Origin of the sequence: Leeia speluncae (genome assembly GCF_020564625.1) — a bacterium.
Lineage (GTDB): Bacteria > Pseudomonadota > Gammaproteobacteria > Burkholderiales > Leeiaceae > Leeia > Leeia speluncae.
In genome coordinates this window covers 1-23,181 of sequence record NZ_JAJBZT010000012.1, presented here as the reverse complement: position 1 = coordinate 23,181, position 23,181 = coordinate 1, and the positions used below count along the sequence as shown (strand labels likewise).

The 23,181-nt window shown below is 45.2% G+C and carries 19 protein-coding genes; 10 read left to right on the top strand and 9 right to left on the bottom strand.

Annotated features, from left to right (window positions below; all coding sequences use genetic code 11):
- Nucleotides 1-8 precede the first annotated feature (8 nt).
- Together LIN78_RS16175 and LIN78_RS16170 are read left to right on the top strand one after the other, a co-directional pair.
- Nucleotides 9-1,676, top strand: a complete 1,668-nt coding sequence (locus tag LIN78_RS16175; RefSeq protein ID WP_227181917.1) for a GmrSD restriction endonuclease domain-containing protein — start codon at nucleotides 9-11, stop codon at nucleotides 1,674-1,676.
- Nucleotides 1,677-1,725: 49 nt separating this feature from the next.
- Nucleotides 1,726-3,882: an AAA family ATPase gene (locus LIN78_RS16170; RefSeq protein WP_227181916.1), complete on the top strand. Its 2,157-nt coding sequence runs from the start codon at nucleotides 1,726-1,728 to the stop codon at nucleotides 3,880-3,882.
- A gap of 382 nt (nucleotides 3,883-4,264) precedes the next feature.
- Here LIN78_RS16170 and LIN78_RS16165 read toward each other — a convergent pair whose 3' ends face one another.
- Nucleotides 4,265-5,176, bottom strand: a complete 912-nt coding sequence (locus LIN78_RS16165; protein WP_227181915.1) for a viperin family antiviral radical SAM protein — start codon at nucleotides 5,174-5,176, stop codon at nucleotides 4,265-4,267.
- 197 nt (nucleotides 5,177-5,373) lie between these two features.
- On the opposite strand from LIN78_RS16165, the gene LIN78_RS16160 reads away from it, so the two are divergent.
- Both LIN78_RS16160 and LIN78_RS16155 read left to right on the top strand, forming a co-directional pair.
- Nucleotides 5,374-8,130 carry an ankyrin repeat domain-containing protein gene (locus LIN78_RS16160; RefSeq protein WP_227181914.1) on the top strand — a complete coding sequence of 919 codons (2,757 nt, stop codon included), beginning with the start codon at nucleotides 5,374-5,376 and terminating at the stop codon, nucleotides 8,128-8,130.
- A 447-nt stretch (nucleotides 8,131-8,577) separates the two neighbouring features.
- Entirely contained in the window at nucleotides 8,578-8,820 is a 243-nt protein-coding gene (locus LIN78_RS16155; protein WP_227181913.1) for a type II toxin-antitoxin system TacA family antitoxin, read from the top strand.
- A 439-nt stretch (nucleotides 8,821-9,259) separates the two neighbouring features.
- On the opposite strand, the gene LIN78_RS16150 is transcribed toward LIN78_RS16155, so the two are convergent.
- The 3 genes from LIN78_RS16150 to LIN78_RS16140 all read right to left on the bottom strand — a co-directional run bounded on the left by LIN78_RS16150 (nucleotide 9,260) and on the right by LIN78_RS16140 (nucleotide 11,822).
- On the bottom strand, nucleotides 9,260-9,751 hold the full coding sequence (locus tag LIN78_RS16150) for a 3'-5' exoribonuclease (protein WP_227181912.1): 492 nt from the start codon (nucleotides 9,749-9,751) through the stop codon (nucleotides 9,260-9,262).
- 116 nt (nucleotides 9,752-9,867) lie between these two features.
- Nucleotides 9,868-11,259 (bottom strand): DEAD/DEAH box helicase, encoded by a 1,392-nt coding sequence (locus LIN78_RS16145; RefSeq protein ID WP_227181911.1) that lies wholly within the window; start codon nucleotides 11,257-11,259, stop codon nucleotides 9,868-9,870.
- Nucleotides 11,250-11,822 (bottom strand): VspR family transcription factor, encoded by a 573-nt coding sequence (locus LIN78_RS16140; protein WP_227181910.1) that lies wholly within the window; start codon nucleotides 11,820-11,822, stop codon nucleotides 11,250-11,252. The genes LIN78_RS16145 and LIN78_RS16140 overlap by 10 nt, the downstream gene beginning before the upstream one ends.
- Nucleotides 11,823-11,947: 125 nt before the next feature.
- On the opposite strand from LIN78_RS16140, the gene LIN78_RS16135 reads away from it, so the two are divergent.
- Entirely contained in the window at nucleotides 11,948-12,154 is a 207-nt protein-coding gene (locus LIN78_RS16135) for a helix-turn-helix domain-containing protein (RefSeq protein WP_227181909.1), read from the top strand.
- Between the two features lie 70 nt (nucleotides 12,155-12,224).
- On the opposite strand, the gene LIN78_RS16130 is transcribed toward LIN78_RS16135, so the two are convergent.
- Entirely contained in the window at nucleotides 12,225-13,529 is a 1,305-nt protein-coding gene (locus LIN78_RS16130; protein ID WP_227181908.1) for a Fic family protein, read from the bottom strand.
- Nucleotides 13,530-14,091: 562 nt separating this feature from the next.
- On the opposite strand from LIN78_RS16130, the gene LIN78_RS16125 reads away from it, so the two are divergent.
- Nucleotides 14,092-14,361 (top strand): hypothetical protein, encoded by a 270-nt coding sequence (locus tag LIN78_RS16125; protein WP_227181907.1) that lies wholly within the window; start codon nucleotides 14,092-14,094, stop codon nucleotides 14,359-14,361.
- Nucleotides 14,362-14,500: 139 nt separating this feature from the next.
- Here LIN78_RS16125 and LIN78_RS16120 read toward each other — a convergent pair whose 3' ends face one another.
- A complete protein-coding gene (locus LIN78_RS16120) occupies nucleotides 14,501-15,703 on the bottom strand; it encodes a YbfB/YjiJ family MFS transporter (RefSeq protein ID WP_227181906.1) in 1,203 nt (400 codons plus the stop codon).
- A gap of 74 nt (nucleotides 15,704-15,777) precedes the next feature.
- Nucleotides 15,778-17,025, bottom strand: a complete 1,248-nt coding sequence (metC, locus tag LIN78_RS16115) for a cystathionine beta-lyase (protein WP_227181905.1) — start codon at nucleotides 17,023-17,025, stop codon at nucleotides 15,778-15,780.
- A gap of 124 nt (nucleotides 17,026-17,149) precedes the next feature.
- On the opposite strand from metC, the gene LIN78_RS16110 reads away from it, so the two are divergent.
- Entirely contained in the window at nucleotides 17,150-18,073 is a 924-nt protein-coding gene (locus LIN78_RS16110) for a LysR family transcriptional regulator (RefSeq protein ID WP_227181904.1), read from the top strand.
- 233 nt (nucleotides 18,074-18,306) lie between these two features.
- Here LIN78_RS16110 and LIN78_RS16105 read toward each other — a convergent pair whose 3' ends face one another.
- The gene (locus tag LIN78_RS16105; protein WP_227181903.1) at nucleotides 18,307-18,762 is read right to left on the bottom strand and encodes an Lrp/AsnC family transcriptional regulator; all 456 of its coding nucleotides are present in this window, start codon (nucleotides 18,760-18,762) and stop codon (nucleotides 18,307-18,309) included.
- Nucleotides 18,763-18,914: 152 nt separating this feature from the next.
- Between LIN78_RS16105 and LIN78_RS16100 the strand changes: the two genes are divergently transcribed.
- Genes LIN78_RS16100 through LIN78_RS16090 form a run of 3 tightly spaced genes read left to right on the top strand, consistent with a single transcriptional unit; the run spans nucleotide 18,915 to nucleotide 22,648 of the window.
- Nucleotides 18,915-20,180 (top strand): Zn-dependent hydrolase, encoded by a 1,266-nt coding sequence (locus tag LIN78_RS16100; RefSeq protein ID WP_227181902.1) that lies wholly within the window; start codon nucleotides 18,915-18,917, stop codon nucleotides 20,178-20,180.
- A gap of 35 nt (nucleotides 20,181-20,215) precedes the next feature.
- Complete coding sequence (locus LIN78_RS16095; RefSeq protein WP_227181901.1) at nucleotides 20,216-21,475, top strand: diaminopropionate ammonia-lyase; 1,260 nt, start codon at nucleotides 20,216-20,218, stop codon at nucleotides 21,473-21,475.
- Between the two features lie 12 nt (nucleotides 21,476-21,487).
- Entirely contained in the window at nucleotides 21,488-22,648 is a 1,161-nt protein-coding gene (locus LIN78_RS16090) for a M20 aminoacylase family protein (protein ID WP_227181900.1), read from the top strand.
- 264 nt (nucleotides 22,649-22,912) lie between these two features.
- On the opposite strand, the gene LIN78_RS16085 is transcribed toward LIN78_RS16090, so the two are convergent.
- Nucleotides 22,913-23,181, bottom strand: a 269-nt coding sequence (locus LIN78_RS16085; protein ID WP_373307778.1) for a transposase, incomplete at its 5' end; no start/stop codon positions are given.

The following is a 23,181-nucleotide window of genomic DNA, read 5'->3' as shown; positions in this document are numbered from 1 at the left end:
GGATAGAAATGGTAGACAAAGAACAAGTTGAAAAAGAAGATCCTGTAGTGCTTCTTCGTCCTGAAAATAACAATAAAAAATATGAAGCCTTATTCCTTGAGATTGATTCAGGGCAGATCAAATTGCCGATGTTTCAACGTGAGTTTGTCTGGGAAAAAGAGCAGAGTGCAAGGTTGATAGATAGCATTTTGAAGGGCTATCCAATTGGAACTTTCATTTTCTGGAAAACCAAGGAAGTTCTGAGGTCGGTAAAGGAAATTGGAAACCATCCATTGCCAGAAACGCCAAAAGGCGATTACGCCCAATACATTTTGGATGGGCAGCAGCGCATCACTTCCCTTTTTGCCATCAGAAAAGGCATCCGCATTACCAAAGAAGGTAAAGAGATTGACTACAGAGACATCTATGTAAATCTTGATTATGAGCCGTCAAGTGATGAACAGATAGTGACGAGTCAGAAGGATGAGGGGAAAAGCTATGTCTCCGTGCATGATCTTCTTACACGGAAGATGAGTGATCTGTTCAAGCAGGCCGGTCCAGAAAAGTCAGACCTTATCGAAGAGTACAAAGCCAAGCTTACAACTTACGACTTTCCTACCATCACAATCAAGGATTACCCGATAGACGTTGCTTGTGATGTGTTCTCAAGAATCAACACAGGTGGAAAACCGCTCACGCTCTTTGAAATCATGGTTGCAATGACCTATGACGAAGCAAAAGGGTTTGACCTGGCGTTGAAGTATGCGGAACTGCTTAATGGCAGTGATGAAAATGATGACAGCTTGGCCAAGGCAAAATTTGACACCATTCCAGAAGTCACGGTGCTTCAAGCTGTGGCTGCAATCACTGTTGAAAGTATCCGCGCCAAAGACATTCTGAAAATTCGTAGAGAGAAGTTTATAGCCAAGTGGGAACCTATGGTTTCAGCAATGTTCACCGCCGTGAACTTTATTCGGACGAAAATACGGGTTCCTGTATCGCAACTACTTCCCTACTCATCCCTACTGGTGCCGTTCACCTATTTCTTTCACAAGAACAATAACAAACGCCCGACAGAAATTCAGGCGAAGTTGTTGGCACAGTTTTTCTACTGGGTTGGCTTGAATAATCGCTATAGCAGTGCCACGGAAACAAAAATTGGTGAAGACCTTAAGAAGATGAATCAGATTCTTAAGGAAAAACAGCCTAGATATTCTAGTGATGAACTCTCCGTAGAGAGTAGTGACATTTCGGACTCCTGGTTCTCTGCTGGAAACTCCTACATCAAATCGGTTCTGTGCTTGTTGGCATCCCATAAGCCAAGGAATTTTGATGATGATAGTGATGTTGTACTTGATAACTCAAATTTGAAGATTGCTTCAAGCAGAAATTATCATCACTTTTTCCCAAAGGCATTTGTTGAAAAGAAGTATCCATCTTTGGAACCCAATGTTATTGCCAACATCACATTGATTGATGCTGCATCAAACAATAAAATCCGCGCAAAGGCTCCAAGCTCCTACATTGCGGAATTTAAGGATACAAACTCAAAACTATCAGGATCGCTCCGTTCGCACCTGATCGGGAGTCCAAAAGAATTTGGTATTCTCAATGATGATTATGAGCTGTTTCTTGAGAAGCGATCCGAAGCGATTGCTGGTGCCTTAAACGATATACTAAATCCTGAATTGCAGTAAGAAAAGCACCTTCGGGTGCTTTTTTACTAACATTAAAAGGGGAATAAAGGTGAAGCTTTCCATTGACCTTAAGAACTGCTATGGCATCAGTGAATTGGTGCATGAATTTGATTTTAGCAATAGCAATGGCTATGCCATTTATGCACCAAACGGCTTCATGAAAACGTCGTTTTCAAAGACCTTTGATGATCTCACCAAGGGACGAGAAACGAAGGACTTGATTTTTCCAGAAAGAGCATCAAGCAGATCAATAAAAGATGATGCGGGTAGTGACATTGCCGCTGATTCAGTATTTGTTGTTGAGCCCTACAATGCCGATTTTTCATCTGAGAAAACATCACGGCTTCTTGTTAATGGTGCCGTTAAACAAAAGTATGATGATGCTCTCAAGGAGATTGCTGATAAACAGGCTGCTTTGTTTGCGAAGCTGAAACAATTGTCTGGTTTGACTGGTAGAACCGTTACTCCTGAAACTGAAATATTGAAATGCTTTGGAAAGAAGTCGCTTGCTGAACTTGTAGAGTCATTGGAAGAACCTGTGAGGGCCGGCACTCCTTCGCAGCTTTCCACTGTGGTCTATGCAGAAGTTTTCAATGACAAGACAGTTGGGCTTCTGGATTCTGGGTCAATCAAAGATCAGCTGGAAGAATATATCCAAAAATACAACGAACTGGTTTCCAAGTCTGACGTTCTCAGTAAGCAATTCAATCACTACAGCGCATCAACTGTTAACAAGCAACTCAAAGACAATGGTTTTTTTGAGGCAAAACATTCAGTAAATCTCAGAACCAAAGATGGGATAAAAGAGATTTCTACTGCTGATGAGCTTGCAGAAAAGATTGAAGAGGAACGCAAGAAGATTCTGACCGATAAGGTTCTTGCTACCAAATTTGATGCTATAGATAAGAAAATACAAAACACTGAGCTACGAAAATTCAGAGATTATCTCTTTGATAATCAGCACATCCTTCCCTATTTGAAGGACTTCAATAAGCTTCAGGAAGACCTTTGGATTGCTTATTTGGTTGATCAGAAGGACCTCTATAACCAATTCCTAGATGCCTACAGAACGAGCAAGGTCACTATTGAAGAGGCTATTGAGCAAGCCAAGAGTGAAAGAACAGAATGGGAAGCAGTTGTTGATACTTTCAACAAGCGGTTCTCTGTCCCGTTTAAGATGAGCGTAGCAAACCAAGATGATGTGATCTTGAGAGGGTCACAACCTTCAATTGCATTCAAATTCAAAGATGGCGATGGTGAAGGTGATGTTGCTAGAGACTCTTTGCTGAAAGTGCTTAGTCAAGGTGAAAGAAGAGCACTCTATATATTGAACATCATGTTTGAGATTGAGACGAGAAGGAAGCAAGGTGCAACAACCATCTTGGTAATTGATGATATTGCGGACTCGTTTGACTATAAAAACAAGTATGCAATCATTGAATATCTCAAGGATATTTCAGCATCTGGTCAATTCCTGTGTCTCTTTCTTTCCCACAATTTCGATTTCTACAGAAGTATCAGTGGTAGGCTTGGGTTAAGGCGTGATTGCAAACTGCATGCAACCAAGACAGGCAGAAAGCTTAAGCTGATTCAAGAAAAATATCAGAAGAATCCTTTTAATCACTGGAGGGATAATTTAACAACACCTGCTTTTTGTATTTCAGCAATTCCATTTGTTCGTAACTTGGCCGAATATTGCGGTTTGGACGCGGAATTTCTCAAGCTCACATCATTGCTTCATGTCAAAGGTGATACCGACACCATGACTCTTGATGAGCTTTGCGCGATCTACAAGAAAATTCTGACTGACAAGCAGCAATTGACATTGAATCCACAAACGAAGCTTGTAATAGATTTGATCAACGAAGAGGCGGAATCAGTTTTTAATGCTCAAGAAGAGGCTGTAGAACTTGAAGGGAAGATTGTTCTCTCGATTGCTATCAGATTGCTTGCTGAACGGCATATGATTAAATCCATCAACAATGCCGCTTTTGTGGGTGCCATCACGGAGAACCAAACCATCAAGCTCCTTCAGGAATACAAAAGGTTGAGCCTTGGTAAAGAGGGGGATGTTTTGGTGCTTGAACAGGTTAATTTAATGACTCCTGAGAACATTCATCTAAATTCTTTTATGTATGAGCCTATCTTGGATTTAGGGATTGCACACTTAAAAAAATTATACTCGGAAGTAAAACAGCTTCCGTAAAGCTATTTTTCTTCCATGTTAAATTGGGGTATAGGCTTCAAATGAATGGGGGTAACAAGTGTTTGTCAATGATTCGGCGCGAATGAGCCCTTAACTGTAGAGCTTTTTCTAACGGTCTGAGTACTGTGCGATTGCAGAATGAGTTCCATCGCCATGTAAAGCCCGAAAATATAGCATTAAACCGAGATACATAAGGTTACTTAATCCCTCGGCAAAGTCGATGATTCTCAAGCGCTGCAGGAGTATTTCCTCTTCGAAGAACTACGGTGGCAGGCCACTTGAAGAGTTTGAACAGGTTTATGAGCAAGCTTTGTTGTGAAGCTGATCCCTTACTGCTGTTCATGCCCTTTGATTAAACACTCTTATCATAAACTAAGGCCGTTCAGTCATCGCTTTTGGTTACGACATAACGTGCTATGAATCTTTCGATGTCAAAGGTCATTTTTGCAAACGCAGCTGCAGCTCCTACCTCCAGAATGGGCTGGCTATAGTTATAGCCTTGCCCTTCAAGCTGAGGCTTGTTTTGAAAAAATCTTCCATAGGGGTCGATCATCAGGTATGACTCATGCATGTCATGATTGTCTTCCACACTTAGGATGTCATGAAACTCGTGATGACGGGTAACGAAAGTTTTAAACTGCTCATCGCTAACTGTTAGGTTGTGGTTTACCACCGGTAGCATTCGCAGAACTTTCCACTTATTCGGGGCTAAGTGCTTAATGAAAGTACTCAGGTCTTCGTGATAATTCAACTGGTTGACCACTGTGTTGAGCTTGATGCGCAGATTAGGATTGGACTTGCGTGCATCAATTAAGTGTTGAGCTAAAGTCTCATAGTTAAGCAAGCGACCTCGACGATCTATCCTACCAATATTGTTATTGGTTACTGGATTGATAGAATCAATGCTGATTCCTAGCCAACTCAACTGAGGTGCCAATCGACCCAGCAAATCTTCACTCAATTGACTGCCATTGGTAATCATTGATACTTCAAACCCCAGTTCTTTTGCATGATTGATAATAGATGGGATCTTTTCCGTATAGAGTAATGGTTCGCCACCTGCAAAGTTGATCCTTACCGCATTCCATTCCATCTTTTTGCCCAATATATTTTTATGACTACTTGGCTTGAAGAACTGATGCAACTCACTCATTAGTGCTATGGTTTTTTCTGGATTGTGGATCAACTCGCGATGATGAGACGACTCATTCCAAGTAGCATAACAATACTGACAACGATAGTTGCAAACTTCGGTTAGATGCCAGTTGATTACTAATGTCGTTGGTTTATGCATTACTCTGACTCGATAGTGTGGAAGTCACGAATAATGCAGGAGGAAAATTTAGAATAATATGAAACTACTTGTACCCCCTCCCTAGTTTGATATGCAAAAGGGGTGCCGTCGGGGGGGGGGACAAATAGTTTCAGTGACTAGATAGAGAGAACTCAGGAAAATTACTATAACTACAACCAAATTACTGGACATACATTTTGAGCGCGTTGCCTCTTACAGAAGCTATTCTCCTAGAAATCCTTCAAAGTCTTGGGGGTACGCCGTATCCGACCAACAAAAAAAATAAGTTTTCAACAGGACAGGTTAGTCTTGATCTACACACAGCCATGTGTGATGAAGTTATTAGTGGCATATTCAATGCTTTTGGCATGGATGAGCAAGCACAATCGGACGCGATCTATAACCTCGTGGAGTTTATCAACAACTACAAATCTATCGAGTTGAATGTCTGGACGTTTGCAGCAAATTCGCCTCAAATTCTTTGGGTTCTGTTGGGACATTTGTTTATCCCTGGATTGGCACGTCATGTGGCGTTTTGGCATCTCGAACAACCATTAGATAACGGCATGGCAGCAGGTCGTTTCTGGTATTTGCCAGAAACCCGTAATGCAGATGGCAAAGATCGCCTATATTTACCGGTGGCTCAGGTCGTGGACTGGTTACTTGATTTGCTTGGTGTAACGGTGGAGCAACATGCAAATGAGTACGGTAAGCCTAATGATAATGACCTCAGTCATGATGACATAAGGCGCTCATTGTACAATTGGCGTAATGAGACTCCAATTCGACTCGACAGCATTCAGAAATACTTTCCTGACGAAGCGAAATTAAAGTTCAATGGTGCGTTTTCTCTTGATATCACAAGAGGACATGCACAACAGTTCTCTGATGCCTTGGCATTTGTGAAACGTAAAGCGCTTACTGCTGACAAGTTGCGTCTTGAGATAGCCATGACCGCACCAGGGCGTCTAGAAGCAATTCTGGAAGGGCAGGCCAATGAAAACGAGCAGGCAGAATTTATTAAATGCCTAGCTTTACGCTATGCGGCTCCCCTCATGAGTACCATTCGCCAAAGATTACGGATAGCTCGTATGGTGCAGGATGGTTACATCCGTTTGCTCAAGCATCTTTGCCCAAATGTTGATCGGTCATGCACTGATCCCCAGCAGAACAAGCTTCTGCAAATTTGCTCTCTCTACAAGTTAGTTTATAACCTCACAATTGATGCTTGGCTAAATTGCTGTGATCAAGGTGAGTCAGCTGAAAATGCTTGCTTCGAAGAACATCTGCCTAAGTGGGGAAAGAATAGCCTGTTTCTATCCATCCTGCCATCTCGTAGGGACTCGTCCAATCTAGAACTTGCTTCTTTCCTGACTCGTATTTTCTTTGAAATGCAGGCTGATGATGAGTTAGAAAATCTCTTTGGCTGGGATGAGTCATCGACTCTCAGCATTATTCAACGGAATGCCCTGCGTACAGAAACTTTCGTGGATGAACGACGAAGTATGTTAAAGCTTCGTGAGCGAATGAGGGCATCATCTCCTTGGCGTACTTTGCAGGAGGAACATCGCTACTGGGTTGTTGCGCAGGTTGCGCAGTTTCATACCTTTGGACGAGAAACCAAACTTATGGCTGTTCAACGACTTCGTGAACTGGCGACTTCACCTGCTCAAACTGTTCAAGCCATTCTTCTAGAACTTGATGTTCATCTTAATGGCGAATATAGAAATCGTCCAAAAGATACGCGAGTCAAGGTTGAAGCTTTGATTAAAGAAGCGGAGGCGAGTGATGGCTATGCGCTTTGGAGGGCGGTCATTTTGCAGTACAAGGCTAAACACCTGCTAGCCTGTAATGACTTCGACAGCGCGGAGAAACTCTTCCGTGCGGCATTGGAGGCTAGTTTCGAAAGCAATTTCGGTACGTTGCGTACCTGGATAGCTAAGGATTGTCTCGCACTAGCTGTTGCCAACGGTAAGCTTATCGCCAACAACCACGAAAAGTACTACCGAGAGATGCTGGGTGGGTGGATGATGAAATACCAAGATGTGCCACCAATCGAGGAGGTTGCTCGATCTGCTTCGGAATATTTCTGGAGCACTCTCTACAGACCATATCCGGATATTCCGACTGAGAAACGCATCTCCAGTGAAATGGTTAAGAAAATATATCAGGATCTGATACCTCTGCTTATGTCTGGGAATCAAGATGGTCTCCGGCACTGGATAAGAACCAATCAATCATTGTTGAAATCCCCTCTGCCAGATGTTGAGGGCAATTCGGTATTAATTAGCCTGATCAAACGGCATACCCAATTTATGTCGAAACTTCCACTAATGCGAAAATTACTCCCTGATGATTTGCAAGACGAGCAACGGAAGTTCGAAGATATGTTGGTTCATTGGAAAAAATTTCTTGGGTTGTTAGCAATGGAGAGCCCCAGACAATTAAATATGGCTGATCTCAAGGGGCAAACTCCGCTCATGCTAATAGCTGAAGCTGGCGACACGGCGCTGCTCAAGATTATGTTGGGAGCGGGAGCAGATCCGGATATGCAAGACTCACAGGGAATGACCGCGCTACATGCTGCATGTAAATCGCTCATAGACGGCTGTGTGGATGCACTTCTGGATCACCCATGTGCCTTGGATAAGCTAACTAAAGATGGACGTTCCCCATTGCATACAGCAAGCTGGGCTGGTCATATTCATGCAGTTAAGCGCTTATCGCTGTTAGCTCCAAAATTGGTTTGGCACCGAGATGAGAGCAACAAAACTCCTTTGGAGTTAGCGGAGACCTTAATAGAGCAGCCTGATGAACTAGAGTCTTTGGCAACACTACGCGCACAAGATGGCAAGCGCTGTGCGAGCAAGACAGAACTGGAGCAGATATTACAATTGCTTGAGCAGGTCCCCATTCCTGACCTAACCAGCCGTGAGTCAGGACGAACTCACTAGATATACTAGTGACTGATCTCGAATTGCGAGCAACGATTGCTTGTCTTGAACTTGCTCAACAGTTGTGGCTGAACATTAGCCTTACGGTGCATTCACTTACCACGAATCTTCTCAAAATTTTAAAGCAAGCTTATATGTCGCCTGACGTAATTGCTTTGCAGGACTGTAAGAAAGGCTCGACGTTGATAAGGACTTCGGACCTATTCTCTTGCGTCGAGTGAAAGGTAATCATCAAGATGAATTTATTTGACGATAGAGCGGTTAGACCCTAAGGTTGATAATCTGTGAGTGTAGTAACCGATGTTCACTCATTTTTACGGATGACTTACATTGCGCTCATTACTTGCTTAAGAAGAGTATAGTAGTTAATTACACTGCTAGAATCGCTACTAAATATTTTCCTATTGCTTTTCAGTATTATTAAGATCGCTTTTAAGGGTGCTCAAAATGGAAGCCAACGCATTGAAAAATTGTGGTGTGGAGCGCAGTTTTCGCCTCTCCGCCAGAGGTTCACGTTCGACCATGGAAAAAATTGAGTTAGCAGCAATCATTTCCGGAACGACGGTGAGTCAATTTGCTATTCAAGCGGCTATGGAGAAAGCAGAAAGAATTTTAGCGGATAACGAACTTGCCCAAAAGCATCAGGAAATGAAGGCCAAATTCTTTCAAGTACTGGATGAACTATATTAGGTGAAATTAGTCTCTGATCTGACACGCCTCGTTGCCCATCTACCTTGATTCGACTCGTGAGGTGATCTTCTGACCATCCTATTGGTTGATCATCAATGGCGATCTAATAATTGACATTTTCGTGGTCAACATAACGTTTGATTTGTCCATAGCGAGTCGCTTTATCCCACCACGTTTCACCCTTCGGAATAGGCCAACCATTACAATTTCTCCAAAACGTACTATGCCCTGTGGCCGCGATGTTTCTTTCTTAAAGTAATATCGGGTAGCACAGGCCTGCCGCGAACCTGATAAACCTTATCTGGATGTAATACCTCTTCAAAGTCGTGAAATAGAATCATTGGTGTATTTCCTGCTTTTACTGATTTATCTTGGTCAGCCAAACTTATTTATTAGCTGAAGCGGCATAAAAGTAAACCAGCGGCAGAAACTTGAATAATCATGTACGTTCCTTTGGCAGGACTTTACCATCATGACATGCCAACCAGCCACGTCTGTGTGCGATTGCATCATGTAGTGCATGATGCTCACGTCCAGCCATCGCGTGATACTTTAGAACGGTTCTTTGATAATCAGGGTGTGCCTTCATTGTGTAAAGATCAATCCAATGGGTAACTTTGCTTGGTAACTTACCGTTAAAGATTTTTGTGAGGAGATCTTTGTCGAAATCACTATCGCAAGCAATGGTGATGTTTTCTGGTAAGGACTCAAACCATGCGGATAGCTCCGCTTCAAGATCGGCCTTAAGCACTTTTTTCCCATGACCCAACAATGGAATAACAACCGTTGTCACAAACTCGCTGCAGTTATCTTTGACGATATCCCTAACCTCAAGATAAAGCTGGTGTTTTCCATCATCACTGATCATGCCTATGCTGATCAGCTCCGGCTGGTTCAATGATGTAAATTCAGTGTCTAGAAAGATGATCATATAAAGCTACCAAATATCTATTCTTCAGATGTTAACTCTTTGAACAAGCTTATTCCACTTTATGCCTTCTAAAGGTGCTGTTAGATTTTGATAGTATCGTGGGGGGCTTATGATGATCAAAATGGAGATTCAAAAGCGATCAAGACTTTCTCATGAAATTTCCCTGTTACATTGACTAGATGTCTACTTTCTCGTTGCTCTATCGTCTGCCAATCGCTGGATAGCACATGTCTGAATGGCATCCTAGTTTGGCGTGTTAGTGAAGAACGCCAAGGTATTCGATTGTCTGGTACTTGTTCGGAACCATTTTCATTCTTAAGCGGTGATTTATTCTCATAGCTTACTATTTCATATCCCTGTGGGAGATCTTCTTGTATTTGGTGGGCATATTTCACTAGTTGGGGCTCGGCAAACGTATATAGCCACGCCGTTTGGGATTGTTTTGAGGTCTGTCGAAGGACTCTCCCTAGTACTTGCCGGTAATAAAGCTCTGTTTTAACAGTGCTAAAGTGACAGCAAACTTGAAGACGGGGAATATCTGTACCCTCACTAATCATCCCGACACTTACAATCCATTCCTGTGTGCTGTGGCGAAACCTTGATATTTTTGCCTGCGCATCATTTTCTTCATATGTAACTAGTTCAGGGACAGTGCCATATACACTAATAAGTACATCAGCAATTCGTCTCGCATGCCGTACAGAGGAGGCGACGATTAATCCACCTGCTGATGGTTCTGTTAGCCTTAAATTCCGAAGGCGATTAATGGCGCTGCCAAGCATGAACTGCATCGCTTCTTCATGATGGAGTAGTCCTCGGTATAAGCTCCGCTCTTTTCCTAGAAGAACAGATAATGAATCCAAAATTACTTTAGATTTTCCTTGTTTTTGAAATGACACCATTTCGTTGTCTATCAGCACTATATTTGGGATTCTGCAAACCTTGTCCTGTACGGCCTTCGCTAGCCCATACTCAAAATCACAGATCACTTTTCCTGTCAGTTCGCAATACTGCGCGAGCGTGATTGGCTGCTGATTTGACCGCCAAGGAGTGCCAGTCAGCGCAAGTGTGAACGTTGCATATTCACTGAGGTGATTTAGTATCTTCCGTCCCCATGCATTGGCCGTTTCTTCACTATCTCCTGCACAGTGATGAATTTCATCGAAAATCACCAATACGCGATAATTGGTAAGAATTTCATAGAACTGTTCATCAAGCCGAAGTAAGGCATGATAGGTTTTACAGGCACCAAGAGAACCAATTTGTCCATTAAAGGAACGGCCGAATCTTCGCTCCAACACTTGCGCTATATTGCTGGAAACATTGAGAGAGGGAGAAAAGGAGAGAACGAAGTCAATCTGTTGGTTGCGGTACAACTCAAACGCTAGTTCTGCCGCCATTGTTGTTTTGCCCGCTCCGGGTGTTGCCAAGCAAAGAAAGTGACGACTGAATTGATAATGTTTCAGCGCCTTGGCAATACAGGTAGATTGCCACTTTCTTAGCAACATCCGCTGCCACCATATTTCATCTGATTGAGCACGGTCTCTATCGCCTTAATTTTTCCGTAAAGGCGTGATATTTCCTCGACAGCATTTTCATAATTCACAGCGATTGCTTCCTTGAGCCCCGGGTATTTTGCGAACATGAGCTTGTACTCTTCTACTTCACTCAGCGTTGTCTGAAGATCCTTCTCCTTCATTCCGAGAGATGTCTTGAGCTCTGCAATTAATTTTTCCTGTGTTAGGGGTCTCTGGCTTATCTCTCTATCCTTATCACTTGAGGTAGATAATTGATCATAACTAAATTTCGTTTGAGAAAAGACGAGGGTTTTCTTGAAGCGCGTACCCTTTGATTCTTCGTGGTAACTGGTGAGCAGCTGCTTTTTCAGCAGACGATAAATGTTGTTGTATAGCAAGTTGTAAATCTGGGTATAGCTGAGCTCACCGAAAAAATTTGCCCCAAACTGTTCTTCAATCAATCTAACTAAGTCCTTAATTGAAAAGTCATCAAGCTGCTTTTCAACAAGCAAAATGTATAGGGGGTGAGAGATTTTCAAAGGTTTTTCTGACATGAAAGGAAGGCAAGCAAGGAAGAAAAATGGGCATTCTAGACCTCATTTTAATAATGGGCAAGTTAGACCGTGGACACTAAGACCTCATAAAGGGATGTTTCAATTTTCTTTATGGATGATAAAAGATGGAAAATCTTGCTCTGCTTTTTGGAGAAAAGGTACGTTCAATTAGGAAAGATAAAGGTGTTACCCAAGAGGGTCTGGCAATGATATGTAATGTTGATCGAAGCTACATGGGTAAGATTGAGCGTGGACAAGCAAGGATAACCCTTGAGATGCTCTACCTTATTGCGAAAGGTTTGCAGTGCCATCCGAGTATGCTACTTCCTTAATTTATAAAGACGGTAATGCTATTTCTATTGCATCAAGAGTAGGTGGTTTGGCAGCTGGGAAGTGTAATCGTCAATGGATGTGGATAGTCTTCCAAGTAGAATATTCTGAGGGACGTAAACCATAGCGAGCCAATACCCCCTCGTGTAGCCTTCGTAGCTCTTCAACAACTAATGCCTGTAGGGCTTCCTGTTGGGGCTCAGGAATACTGGCGGCAACTTTTTGCTGAATGCACGAAAGTGGATCTAATTCAGGGCGTGTAATAATTTCTCGAATCGCCTGCTTGATAAAGTCACGCCATTCCAGCCGAAGTGGGTCAGGCTCAGCTAAGTTTTGCTTGATGGCTAAATACTCCTGTGTCGAGCGCTCATACGCCCAAACGTAAAGGTCGCGAAGCAACTCCACACGCGTCATCTCATAAACACCGAGAGTAGCTCTGCTATATGCCTGCTCTGGCACATCCAGAAATGTCAGCGGGCACAGATTCGCATGGAATAGCGGTAGATTGGCGGCCAATCGAGAGGTTCGTTTGTTGATGTCGGCAAAGGGCTGTAAGTAAGGTAGATGCACCATCGTGAAGAAAGACTGTTCAAACGGATCTTCAATCTGATTAACTTTATTTAGTAGCATATCCAGCATCTCATTGATCTGCTGTGGCGTAGAAAGTGGTCGATAAGCACTTTTGCCGATATCTACAGGATGTAGCCGAATTCGCCCCTCATCTGATGGATTCGGCAGTAAGTTTTCTGCCAAGGCACTATGTAAGTTCATCAGCGTATAGCGGTTAAACTCGGCACTGTTGATGTTCTCGACCAACAATTCAATTGCCGTCTTATGATTCAAAATCATCTGTGTTTCAATGGCCGCCTTGCCACTAGCAGCTTTACCCTGCTCAATGAGTTCTCGTGTGTCGAGCCGAGAGTAAGTGTTCCCCTCCAGATGACTGGATGCCCAAGACAGATCAATCAGCAGTCGGTTCAAAATCGCACGACTGTATGTACCGGCAGGTTCACCGATATCCGTCGTACTGCCCATTTTGTGTAATTGGCGGCGCAGCGGAGCTGACAAATACCAGGTTACATTGGGACGATAGGCATCAAGAAAATCGAGTTGATACCCCACCGGATTTCGCGCTTCCGTAGGCTGATCGATGTAGGCCAAGATGTCTAGGCTATCAGCAGACAGCGGAATAAATGTTGGGAATCCATCCAAATCCGCATGCGATATAAAATCACTAGATTGGGATATGACCCCAAAATACCGCCGGGCGCGTCCCTCTCCTTGGGCTTTTACACTGCCGCTTTCAACCAGATTTGCAAGCCATCGTTGGGCTGTTCGTCTTGCTACTCCGGGATGAGCTTCCAATAGACCGGACAAAGTTAGTCCATTCTCGGAGGCTCTGATGCTGTTCAGTAATGCGGAGCTATCTGACATCTTGATATGGCGCCATTTATAATATGCATGGCGCGATTATGGCGCGATTTGGTAAATCGCGCCACATTAAATCATAAAGAGTGGCGCGATATTGATTGGTGAGATGTGGGGAAAGTGAGTCCCCCTAGCTTCCATAGACATTAATAGTCCTTACAAACATCCATCCACTCAGGAGTATCTATCGGCATCCGCGGCTGATTTTTCACACAAAAAACTGCCCAAACCGCTCTTGCTATTTGAGTCTTTTATGAGACGATTTTCGAGTCGATTCATTTTTGAGAAAGGTAGCCAGTGAAATCATTCATCCTTACATTCCGTACTATTATCTGGCCAGCGTTTAAGCAAGCAGCCGTAGAAACCCCTTATGATTATTTCGCCCCCCTTGTAGGTGCATACAGAGGGCTGGTTGACGGCCTACTTCATCCTGAAAAATACCATCCCAAAGGGCTTAACAAAACAAAATAGCAGACAGACAGAGTGAAAATCCAATATTTGGAGGATGAGGATGGATAACCAATTATCCCTAACGTTACCGGAAGAGGACTCTAATCTAGGAGCCAGTAAACTAACACTCACGATGTACTGTGAAAAACAGGGGATTCGTGTTGAGGATTTTTGCAATATGGCAATTGCTGCAGCCCTTGGGATCCAGTCTGATGCAGAAGACGCTAAGTATTGGGAAACACCCATACGCCGTGCTGGAATCCCGCCTGTGAAGATCGATAAACCTCTTCTAGGGCTAGTAGATTTTTTTAAAAAGGCAGGCGAGACTTGACGGATCAGACTTTGTAGCCGGTGAGTCACTCAATTTCAGAAGTAAAGCAGCATGTGTATCATTAGCTACTAAGAAGAGTTAGCGTGTCTATTATTGTCAGGCTACCTTAGTTGACCATTTGCTCAAATGGCCAGAACCTCTAAATCCCTGATGTCTTATCATTTTGCCATAACCAAATTGCAGTAATGATAAGTGCTACTGTTGCCAAGAGACTTGCGATACTTATTCCATTTTGCCCCGCAATCTGATAGTTGCTGATCATTCGAACAAATACGGGGCCTGTAATCTGGCCTGCAGCAAACCCTGCGGTCATTTTTGCAAGTAATGATGTTGGATTTTTTGGCATCATTTCACGGCCTATTTGCAAGCCAATAGTTGTTGCTACCATAAATGTCCCACCAACTAAAAATGCCGAAACGGCTAACACGCCTAGAGAAGTATGCAGCAATGGCAACAAAGTTCCGATTGCCATAAGAGCTTGAGCTACAGCCCAAATTCTCATTTTTGGCAATTGTTTTACCCCGGCAACTACAAAAGCAACAGATAGGGCGGCGGCGGCTCCAAAAATGGGCCAGACCATACCAAAAATAAGTGGGTCGGATATCAGATTTTTAGCCATTACAGGAAGAAACGTGGCCGGTATGATGTAGCCGAACCCAGAGATTGCATAGCTAATAATCAACCCACGACTAGTGGTGGCTACATTTGTGGCCGTCTCTTGTGCATGATTACCAGTAAATGTGGGTCTCAGGATTGAATTTTGTAAAACTGGTCGTCCAATTGAGTAAATGATGTACACAACTCCAGCAGTAGCTATAGTACCAAGTTCTAGCCAAAGTGTATTTGCGGACTGGTTTCCTCCTAGCCAAGTTATTACGCCTACTGATGAAATTCCTACTCCAACTCCCATATATATCCAGCCGCCCAAAGTCGCCAACCTTCTTGCAGCTAATACAGGCAAGCACCAAGCACTGACACATACCATTACCCATGCACTAAATATGCCGGCACTACCCCTTAATAAGGCGCCAAACCACATAGGTAAGATGTGGCTCCATGCTAGCAATAAGGTCGTGAATGCGACACCTGAAAGCCCAATTTTAAGACCCTTTGGCGGGTTCTGCCTAAAAGTTGAAGCAGTTAATGCACCTATCAAGTAGCCAAAATAGTTACTTGCGGCCCATTCCGTACCAATTGTCTGGTCAATGATGCCATCACGGAGCATCAGTGGCATAAGTGGAGTAAAGGCAAACCGCCCGATTCCCATAGTGATAGCTAGTGCAATAAAACCAATTAGGACAATATCCTTTGTATAATCGTTATTTGTTTGTAAATTATGCATGAGTTTCCATTTGGGACAGGATCAAATTTTAATTTGAAATTCGCATCTTAAGCAGATGGATATGTGGGATTTAGTTATCCAAGATTGCTCTGTACTTTTACTAGGCGATCAAAACCTTCTCTAAGATCATTTTTGATATCCGTCATGTCTTCGAGACCAATTTGTAGTCTTAAAGCAAGCCCTCCTGGGCTCCATGTTGTAGCTGTTCTATAATTTTGACAGTCAAAAGGAATCAAAAGGCTTTCAAAACCGCCCCAAGAAAATCCCATGCCAAATAATGAAAGCTGATCAAGCATGGCCGCTAGGGCCGGCTTTGTAAATTGAGGTTTTAGAATAATAGAGAAAAGACCGGTGGATCCTTTAAAGTCGCGCTTCCAGATTTCATGGCCTGGGCACGATGAGAATGCAGGATGTAAAACCGTCATGACTTCTGGTTGCTCTTGAAGCCAGTGCGCAACCTCTAGCCCACGTTGTTCTGACTCCTTTACGCGAAGCTGCATTGTTCGCAATCCTCGTAGCGCAAGAAAGCAATCTTCAGGACCTGGCAACATGGCGATACTATCGTACATTTGCCTCAACATTGGCCATGTCTCCTGGTTAGCACTGACAAGACCCAGTAGTAAATCCGAATGCCCTCCCAGATACTTAGTTCCTGCTTCTACAGAGAGATCGCAACCATGTGAATGGGCTTGGAAAAATAACGGCGTTGCCCATGTATTATCAATAATAGTTTTTATGCCGAAATGTTTTGCATGGCTGGATAGTTTAGGGATATCTTGAATTTCAAAGGTCTGAGAACCAGGCAATTCTAAGAATAGGGTGGTTGTATTCGATTTGAAGAGTTTCTGAATGCTTTCTGCTGACATAGGATCGTAATAAGAGACTTCTACGCCAAATTTAGCTAAGAAGTTGGCACAAAATGACCTGGTAGGCCGATACACACTATCTGGCATTAATAAATGATCTCCACTTTTTAAGGTAGTCATTAGTGCCAGAGCTACTGCACCTAATCCAGAAGGTGAAAGGACGGTACCTGCAGCACCTGTCAGCTCAGTCCAAGCAGATTCCAGATTTTCGATAGTTGGGGTGCCATGTGTTCCATAATGAAAGCGTGCATTTCGGTTTTCCAAATCTTCAACCGATTTATACAAGACGGTAGAGCCCCGATATATTGGCCCATTGACGAAACCACACTGATCATCTGGATTTCTTCCCATCTGGGTAAGTCTGGTACCAATGCCAAATTGTTTCATTGGATGAGTCATTTCATCATGCTCCTTGAAGGGGGTCATGGCCTTGATATCGGAATTAGACTCCTGCATATCTAGAGCTACTACAAGTTTTGTTTTAGCTATGTGACTAATCACAAACCAAGCAAACCCGATTAGATAGAAATCATTTTAATCATGTTGTTAAATGTATATGCTGCATTTTTTTCACTCCTGAATGAACGATATGCATCATGACCTTGGCCGGATTGATCTGAATCTGCTTTTAGTTTTCGATTCGCTATATCGACATGAAAGTGTTGTGGGGGCAGCCGATGAGCTTTCTATCAGCCCTTCTGCCTTTAGTCATGCACTGACTCGATTGCGTGATGCGTTATCGGACCCTTTGTTTATGCGGTACGGCAATCGGATGCAGCCAACTATAAGGGCTGAACAAATTGCTCCAGTTGTAGCAGAAGCTTTATCTGCATTATCTGGGTGCCTTTCTACAAAAACAGGTTTTGATCCGTTAACTAGTACCAAATCATTCGTTTTTGCGGCAACTGACTACACTGCATTTGCGTTGTTACCGATGCTTATTGCTCATTTACAGCAAGTGGCGCCAGGATTACGTACAAAAGTTATTTACTCAAATGGAAGGGATTCTCAGGCAGAATTGAAGACCGGAGAAATAGATTTTGCCCTTGGTTTGGATGATGAATTGGGCTCGATTGCTAGTGGAATTGATACCATCGATTGTTTTGTTGATGAATATGTCGTTGTGGTACGTAAAGATCATCCAACGATACATGCGGACATAACACTCGAACAATATCTCGACGCCCGTCATATTGTTGTGACTCCATGGAATGAACCCAAGGGCGTCATTGATCGTACCTTAGAAAAACTAGGACATCGCCGAGAGGTGTCTGTACAACTTCCAAGCTTAATGGCAGCTCCGTTTATTGTTGGAAGCACTGATTTACTTATAACCCTTCCGAAGAGGGTTGCTACAACGCTACAAGCAGCGGCATCTGTAAAACTGTTAACCCCACCTTTCAAAACACCCAACAATATTTTAAAAATACACTCGTCGGCTAAGTATGCGACAAATCTTGGGCACAAGTGGATAAAAGAACAGATTTTGCGAGCAATTGATTAACTTTAAGCATTGGCTCACCCAAAGATTAAATTACAGTCCAATTGCTGTAGCAATGTAGTTTTTGACAAGAGCAAACTACCAAAACGCCTATTAATGTAGATGTCTTATGGCCTAGTAGTACCTTTCTTTGCTGCACAGGAGACTGGGTATTGCCCTGCCAAGCTGATATATCTTGGGTTAGCGCCCATGGTCAGGGTATTCTGACGAGTCGTCTTCGTGCATCTAGGCATGTATTAATCTACCGGGACATCCAGTGTCACCTTGACGCGGTTCATGGCCACCAGCGTTTTGAATTTCTTGACGTTATTGTTCTCAAAAAATAGCGCACGGGTCAGGTTGGTGTACTCATCCATGTTTCTGACCAACATAATCAGTACAAAGTCACACTCGCCGGTGACGTAGTAGCATTGCTGCACTTGAGGGCATTTCAGGAAGCTTTTTTTCATGGCGTCCAGCAGGTTGATCTGCTCGCTTTGTGCTTCTACTTCGACAATGATGGTCAGGTTGTAGCCCAGAGACTCCGGGTTCACCACTGCGGCAATTTTGTCGATAATTTTTTCCTGGCTCATTTTCTTGAGCCGGCGATTTACCGCGGTGGTAGACAGATGTACAGCCTCGCCCAGTTCGTTCTGGGGAACGAGAGCGTCTTTCTGCACGATGCCTAGCAGTTTGCGATCAAAATCATCCATCTGAAGCCTCTTGTCCATTAAGGTACCTAAAACGGAAATTTTTACCGTTTGACTATCAAATTAAGCAATAAATAACAGCATACCACGCGATATTATTTCAGCAACACAGCAGAGGCTGAAGGATCTGTAATTTCATGTCACAGAGGTACACAATGAATATCACGACAGATGTAGTGCTGGATGCAGACTACTTACTCAATCGACTGGCTGAATTAGGTCAGGTTGGTGATGACCTTTCAGAAGGAGGGCGGACCCGTATTGCACTGACCAATGCAGATAAGGCTGGTCGGGACTTACTGTGTCAATGGATGCAGGCTTTGGGGTTGGTGGTTCGAATTGACCAGATCGGTAATGTGATTGGTCTACTCCCTATAGCATCAGGCAGTATTAATGAACCATTAATGATGGGCTCTCATATAGACACAGTACGCCACGCAGGTGCGCTGGATGGCTGTTATGGTGTGGTGGCCGGGCTAGCCGTTATCAAGGCTTACCGCGATGCAGGCTGCTTGCCTGAAAGACCGATTGCCGTTGTGGCATTTACCAATGAGGAAGGCGTCCGCTACCAGCCGGACATGATGGGCTCACTGGTCTATGCTGGCGGGTTGTCGGTAGAGGATGCGCTGGCGACCAAAGGTACGGACGGTAGCCGGCTAGGGGATGAGTTGGCACGAATAGGTTATGACGGTGCAGTGAAGCCTGGACAGATTCAGCCAGCCGAGTACCTGGAACTTCATATCGAGCAAGGCCCGATTCTGGAGGCAGAACAATTACAGATTGGCGTGGTGGAAAACCTGCAGGGGATATCCTGGCAAAAAATCACCATTTCCGGTCAGGCCAACCATGCAGGCACCACCCCCATGTACATGCGTCACGATGCTGGCTGGGTTGCGGCCAGTATTCACGTATTTCTGAACAGGCTGGCGACCGAGAGCGATGGGCGAACACTGGCCACTATTGGTTCCCTGACGCTAGAGCCTAACTTGATTAATGTTATTCCTCGTAAAGCCATTCTAACGGTGGATTTACGCGACCCGGATGAACTGCGGCTACAAGCGGCAGAGCATGCCCTAAAAGCCTTTTTACAGGAGATCGCACAGACGGCGGGCGTGGTGGTTGAAACCGAACAGCTGGTTCGCTTTAACCCTGTGAAGTTTGATGACAGTTTGGCTAACCAGATAGAAGCAACCACGGAGGCGCTGGGGTTCACATACCGGCGCATGACCTCCGGTGCTGGCCACGATGCCCAGATGATGGCCCGGCTTGCACCGTCAGCCATGATTTTTGTACCAAGCAAGGGGGGAGTCAGCCATAACCCGCGGGAGCATACCGATGCACAGGATCTTATCAACGGTGCCAATGTCTTGCTAAGCGTTGTTACCCAGCGGGTGGGTGCGCATGCGCTTATCCAGCCCTGAATTATCCCCAGAAAACGAGAAAAGGTTCATCCATCATGCTAGTCACGAATCAACAAGCTGTTAGAACGGCATATCCTGAACATCTGCAACAGATTTTGTCGATAGCAGAAGCGACAAAAAGCCAAACCTGGCTAGCTAGCTGGCCGCTGATCCACATGCAAACGCCACTTTACCCGTTACCAGGGCTGGCCAAACGTTTGGGCATTGGTGGCGTATCGTTAAAAGACGAGGGTGCACGTTCGGCGCTAGGCAGTTTCAAGGCACTGGGGGCTCCTATTGCTCTGGTGCGATTGATCATGCTCCATTTCCCTGACCAAGCTTGGCAGGCCGACGCCCTGTTTGCCGGTAAGTATCAGGAGGTAATGCGCACATTTACTGTGATCAGCGCGACGGATGGCAACCATGGCCGCGCATTGGCGGCGGCGGCGCAGTCGGTCGGTTGTGGTTGCGTGATTGTGCTGCACGCCAATGTTAGCCAGGAAAGGGAAGATGCCATTGCCGCATACGGGGCGACCATCATCCGGATTACCGGCAATTACGATGATTCTGTACTGGAAGCTGCGCGTTTGGCAAAAGAGCATGGCTGGGAGGTGGTGTCCGACACGTCTTATGACGGGTATGAGGATATCCCGCGGGATGTCATGCAAGGGTACGGCACAATCGCTGCAGAAATTCTCGCGCAGCAAGGGGTAATGGCAGGCCAACCGTTTCCGTTTACCCATGTGATGCTGCAAGGCGGGGTAGGCGGCATGGCGGCAGGTATTGCCAGCTATTTGTGGGAGTTTCTGGGGGCGCAGCGTCCGATATTCATTGTGGTGGAGCCTGAGCAGGCAGATTGCCTGTTGCAAAGTGCCATCGCGGGTAAGGCAGCCAGAGCCACCGGGTCAGTAGATTCTGTAATGGCGGGGTTAGCGTGCGGTGAAACCTCGCCGCTGGCCTGGCAAATTCTGGCGCCGTGTGTTGACCATTTCATCACCATTTATGATGAGGATGCAGTACAGGCCATGCAGTGGCTGGCCAGTGGCAGCGATACGGGAGATATCCCGGTGGTGGCGGGAGAATCTGGTGCGGCGGGCGTAGCAGGGGTAATGCAAGTGCTGGCACAACCGGCTCTGCGAGAGCGTTTGGGACTGGGGCCAGACGCCCAAGTGCTGGTGATTAATTCTGAAGGGGCAACCGCACCGGCTGTGTATGCCGAATGTGCGAAACGTACTGCCGCAGATGTCCTGGCAGCTCAGGCCGCGTGGCAAAGCGGCCAGTCAAAGCAAGCCCAGCCCCAAACCTTCACGCGTTAAGGAGAAAACATCATGACTTTGATTCCATCAACCCTTCAGGCAGAGATGCAAACCTGGCGACAGCAGTTGCACGCTCATCCAGAGTTTGGCTTCGAGGAAACACTGACTGCTGCTTTTGTGGCAGAGAAGCTAAGATCTTTCGGGATTCAGGATGTGGTCGAGTCCGTGGGTGGGACTGGAGTGGTGGCGACCCTACGGTGCGGGTCTGGCAGCCGATCCATTGGTTTGCGGGCCGATATGGATGCACTGCGTATCCATGAGAATGGGTGTCATGTCCACAAATCCACCCGCGATGGCTATATGCATGCCTGCGGTCACGATGGCCATACAACTATGCTGCTGGGTGCAGCCAAGACGCTGGCAGAAGACGGCGGTTTTGATGGCACGGTACGGCTTATTTTTCAGCCTGCAGAAGAGTGGGGCAAGGGCGCGCAGGCAATGATTGCAGATGGACTGCTGACCCGTTTCCCTATTGATGAAATTTACGGCGTGCACAACTGGCCGGGTATTCCTGTGGGGCACTTTGAAACCTGCGTCGGCCCGGCCATGTCTGCCGAGGATAATTTTGAAATTATTTTCTCCGGCATGGGTGGCCACGCATCCCGGCCGCATGAAGGGCGTGAAGTGATGGTAGCTGCATGTGCGGCGGTGCTGAATCTGCAAACCATTGTTTCCCGGCGTTGCAGTCCGACGGATATTGCGGTGGTATCCGTGACAGAGATTTTCTCGGACGGTATCCGTAATGCGCTCCCTGGCCAGGCAAGGATACTGGGGGATGCCAGGAGTTTCCGCACTGAAGTGAGTACGCTGATCGAGCAGGAAATGCGTCGAATCGCTGCAGGGACGGCAGCAGCCTATGGCTGTGAGGTGACGGTGAACTATACGCGGGAGTTTATTCCGCTGATTAACGACCCGGTTATGACCAGAGCGGCTGTATCGGCTGCCGAAAAGGTGTTTTTGCCCGGTGGTGTCGCTATGGAGCGGCCACCGATTACCGCATCAGAAGACTTTGCACAATTCCTGACACTGGTGCCGGGTTGCTTTGGTTTTATTGGTAACGGGGATAAATCCTTCCCGTTGCATAACCCGAACTATGATTTCAATGACCAGATTCTGGGGTTAGGCGCGCAGTATTTTGTCACACTTACAAGAGATAGGCTAACCACAAAGTGAGAGAGCTTAACAAAGCTCAAGTACAAGCTTTCAATATTCGGTTGATAGCTAGTACAAATTAGCTCATTTTGTTCCTCATAAAAGAGTCTGGATTTAGTTCCAGACTCTTTTGCGGATGGTGATTGTGAGTGATTGATTTTAGATTTTCGGGGGTAAAAATATGAAATGGGATTAAAATTTGTTTTAACCCTTCTGTTGGCGTATTAATACGGCTTTGTTGCACAAATGAATTAACAGCCGAACTACCCCTATCCCCAGACGGACTTATCCCATGCGTACCGTCTGTGGCGTGCCCAACGCAGTAAAGCGATTTAAAATCGCTGCACAGATTTGAAGCTCTGTAACCTGCCTGTCAAAGTCTCGTGACTTGACCCGATCAGCCAGTAATTTGAAGCAGTGCATTTTCGTTTCAACCAAACTTCGTCGATGGTAGCCACTCCACTTTTTCCAAAGCGTTCTCCCCAACCGTCTCACCGAGCGTAGCGACTCATTCCTGGCACTGTTACCTAGTGAGGACTTTTTCCAGGGCTGAC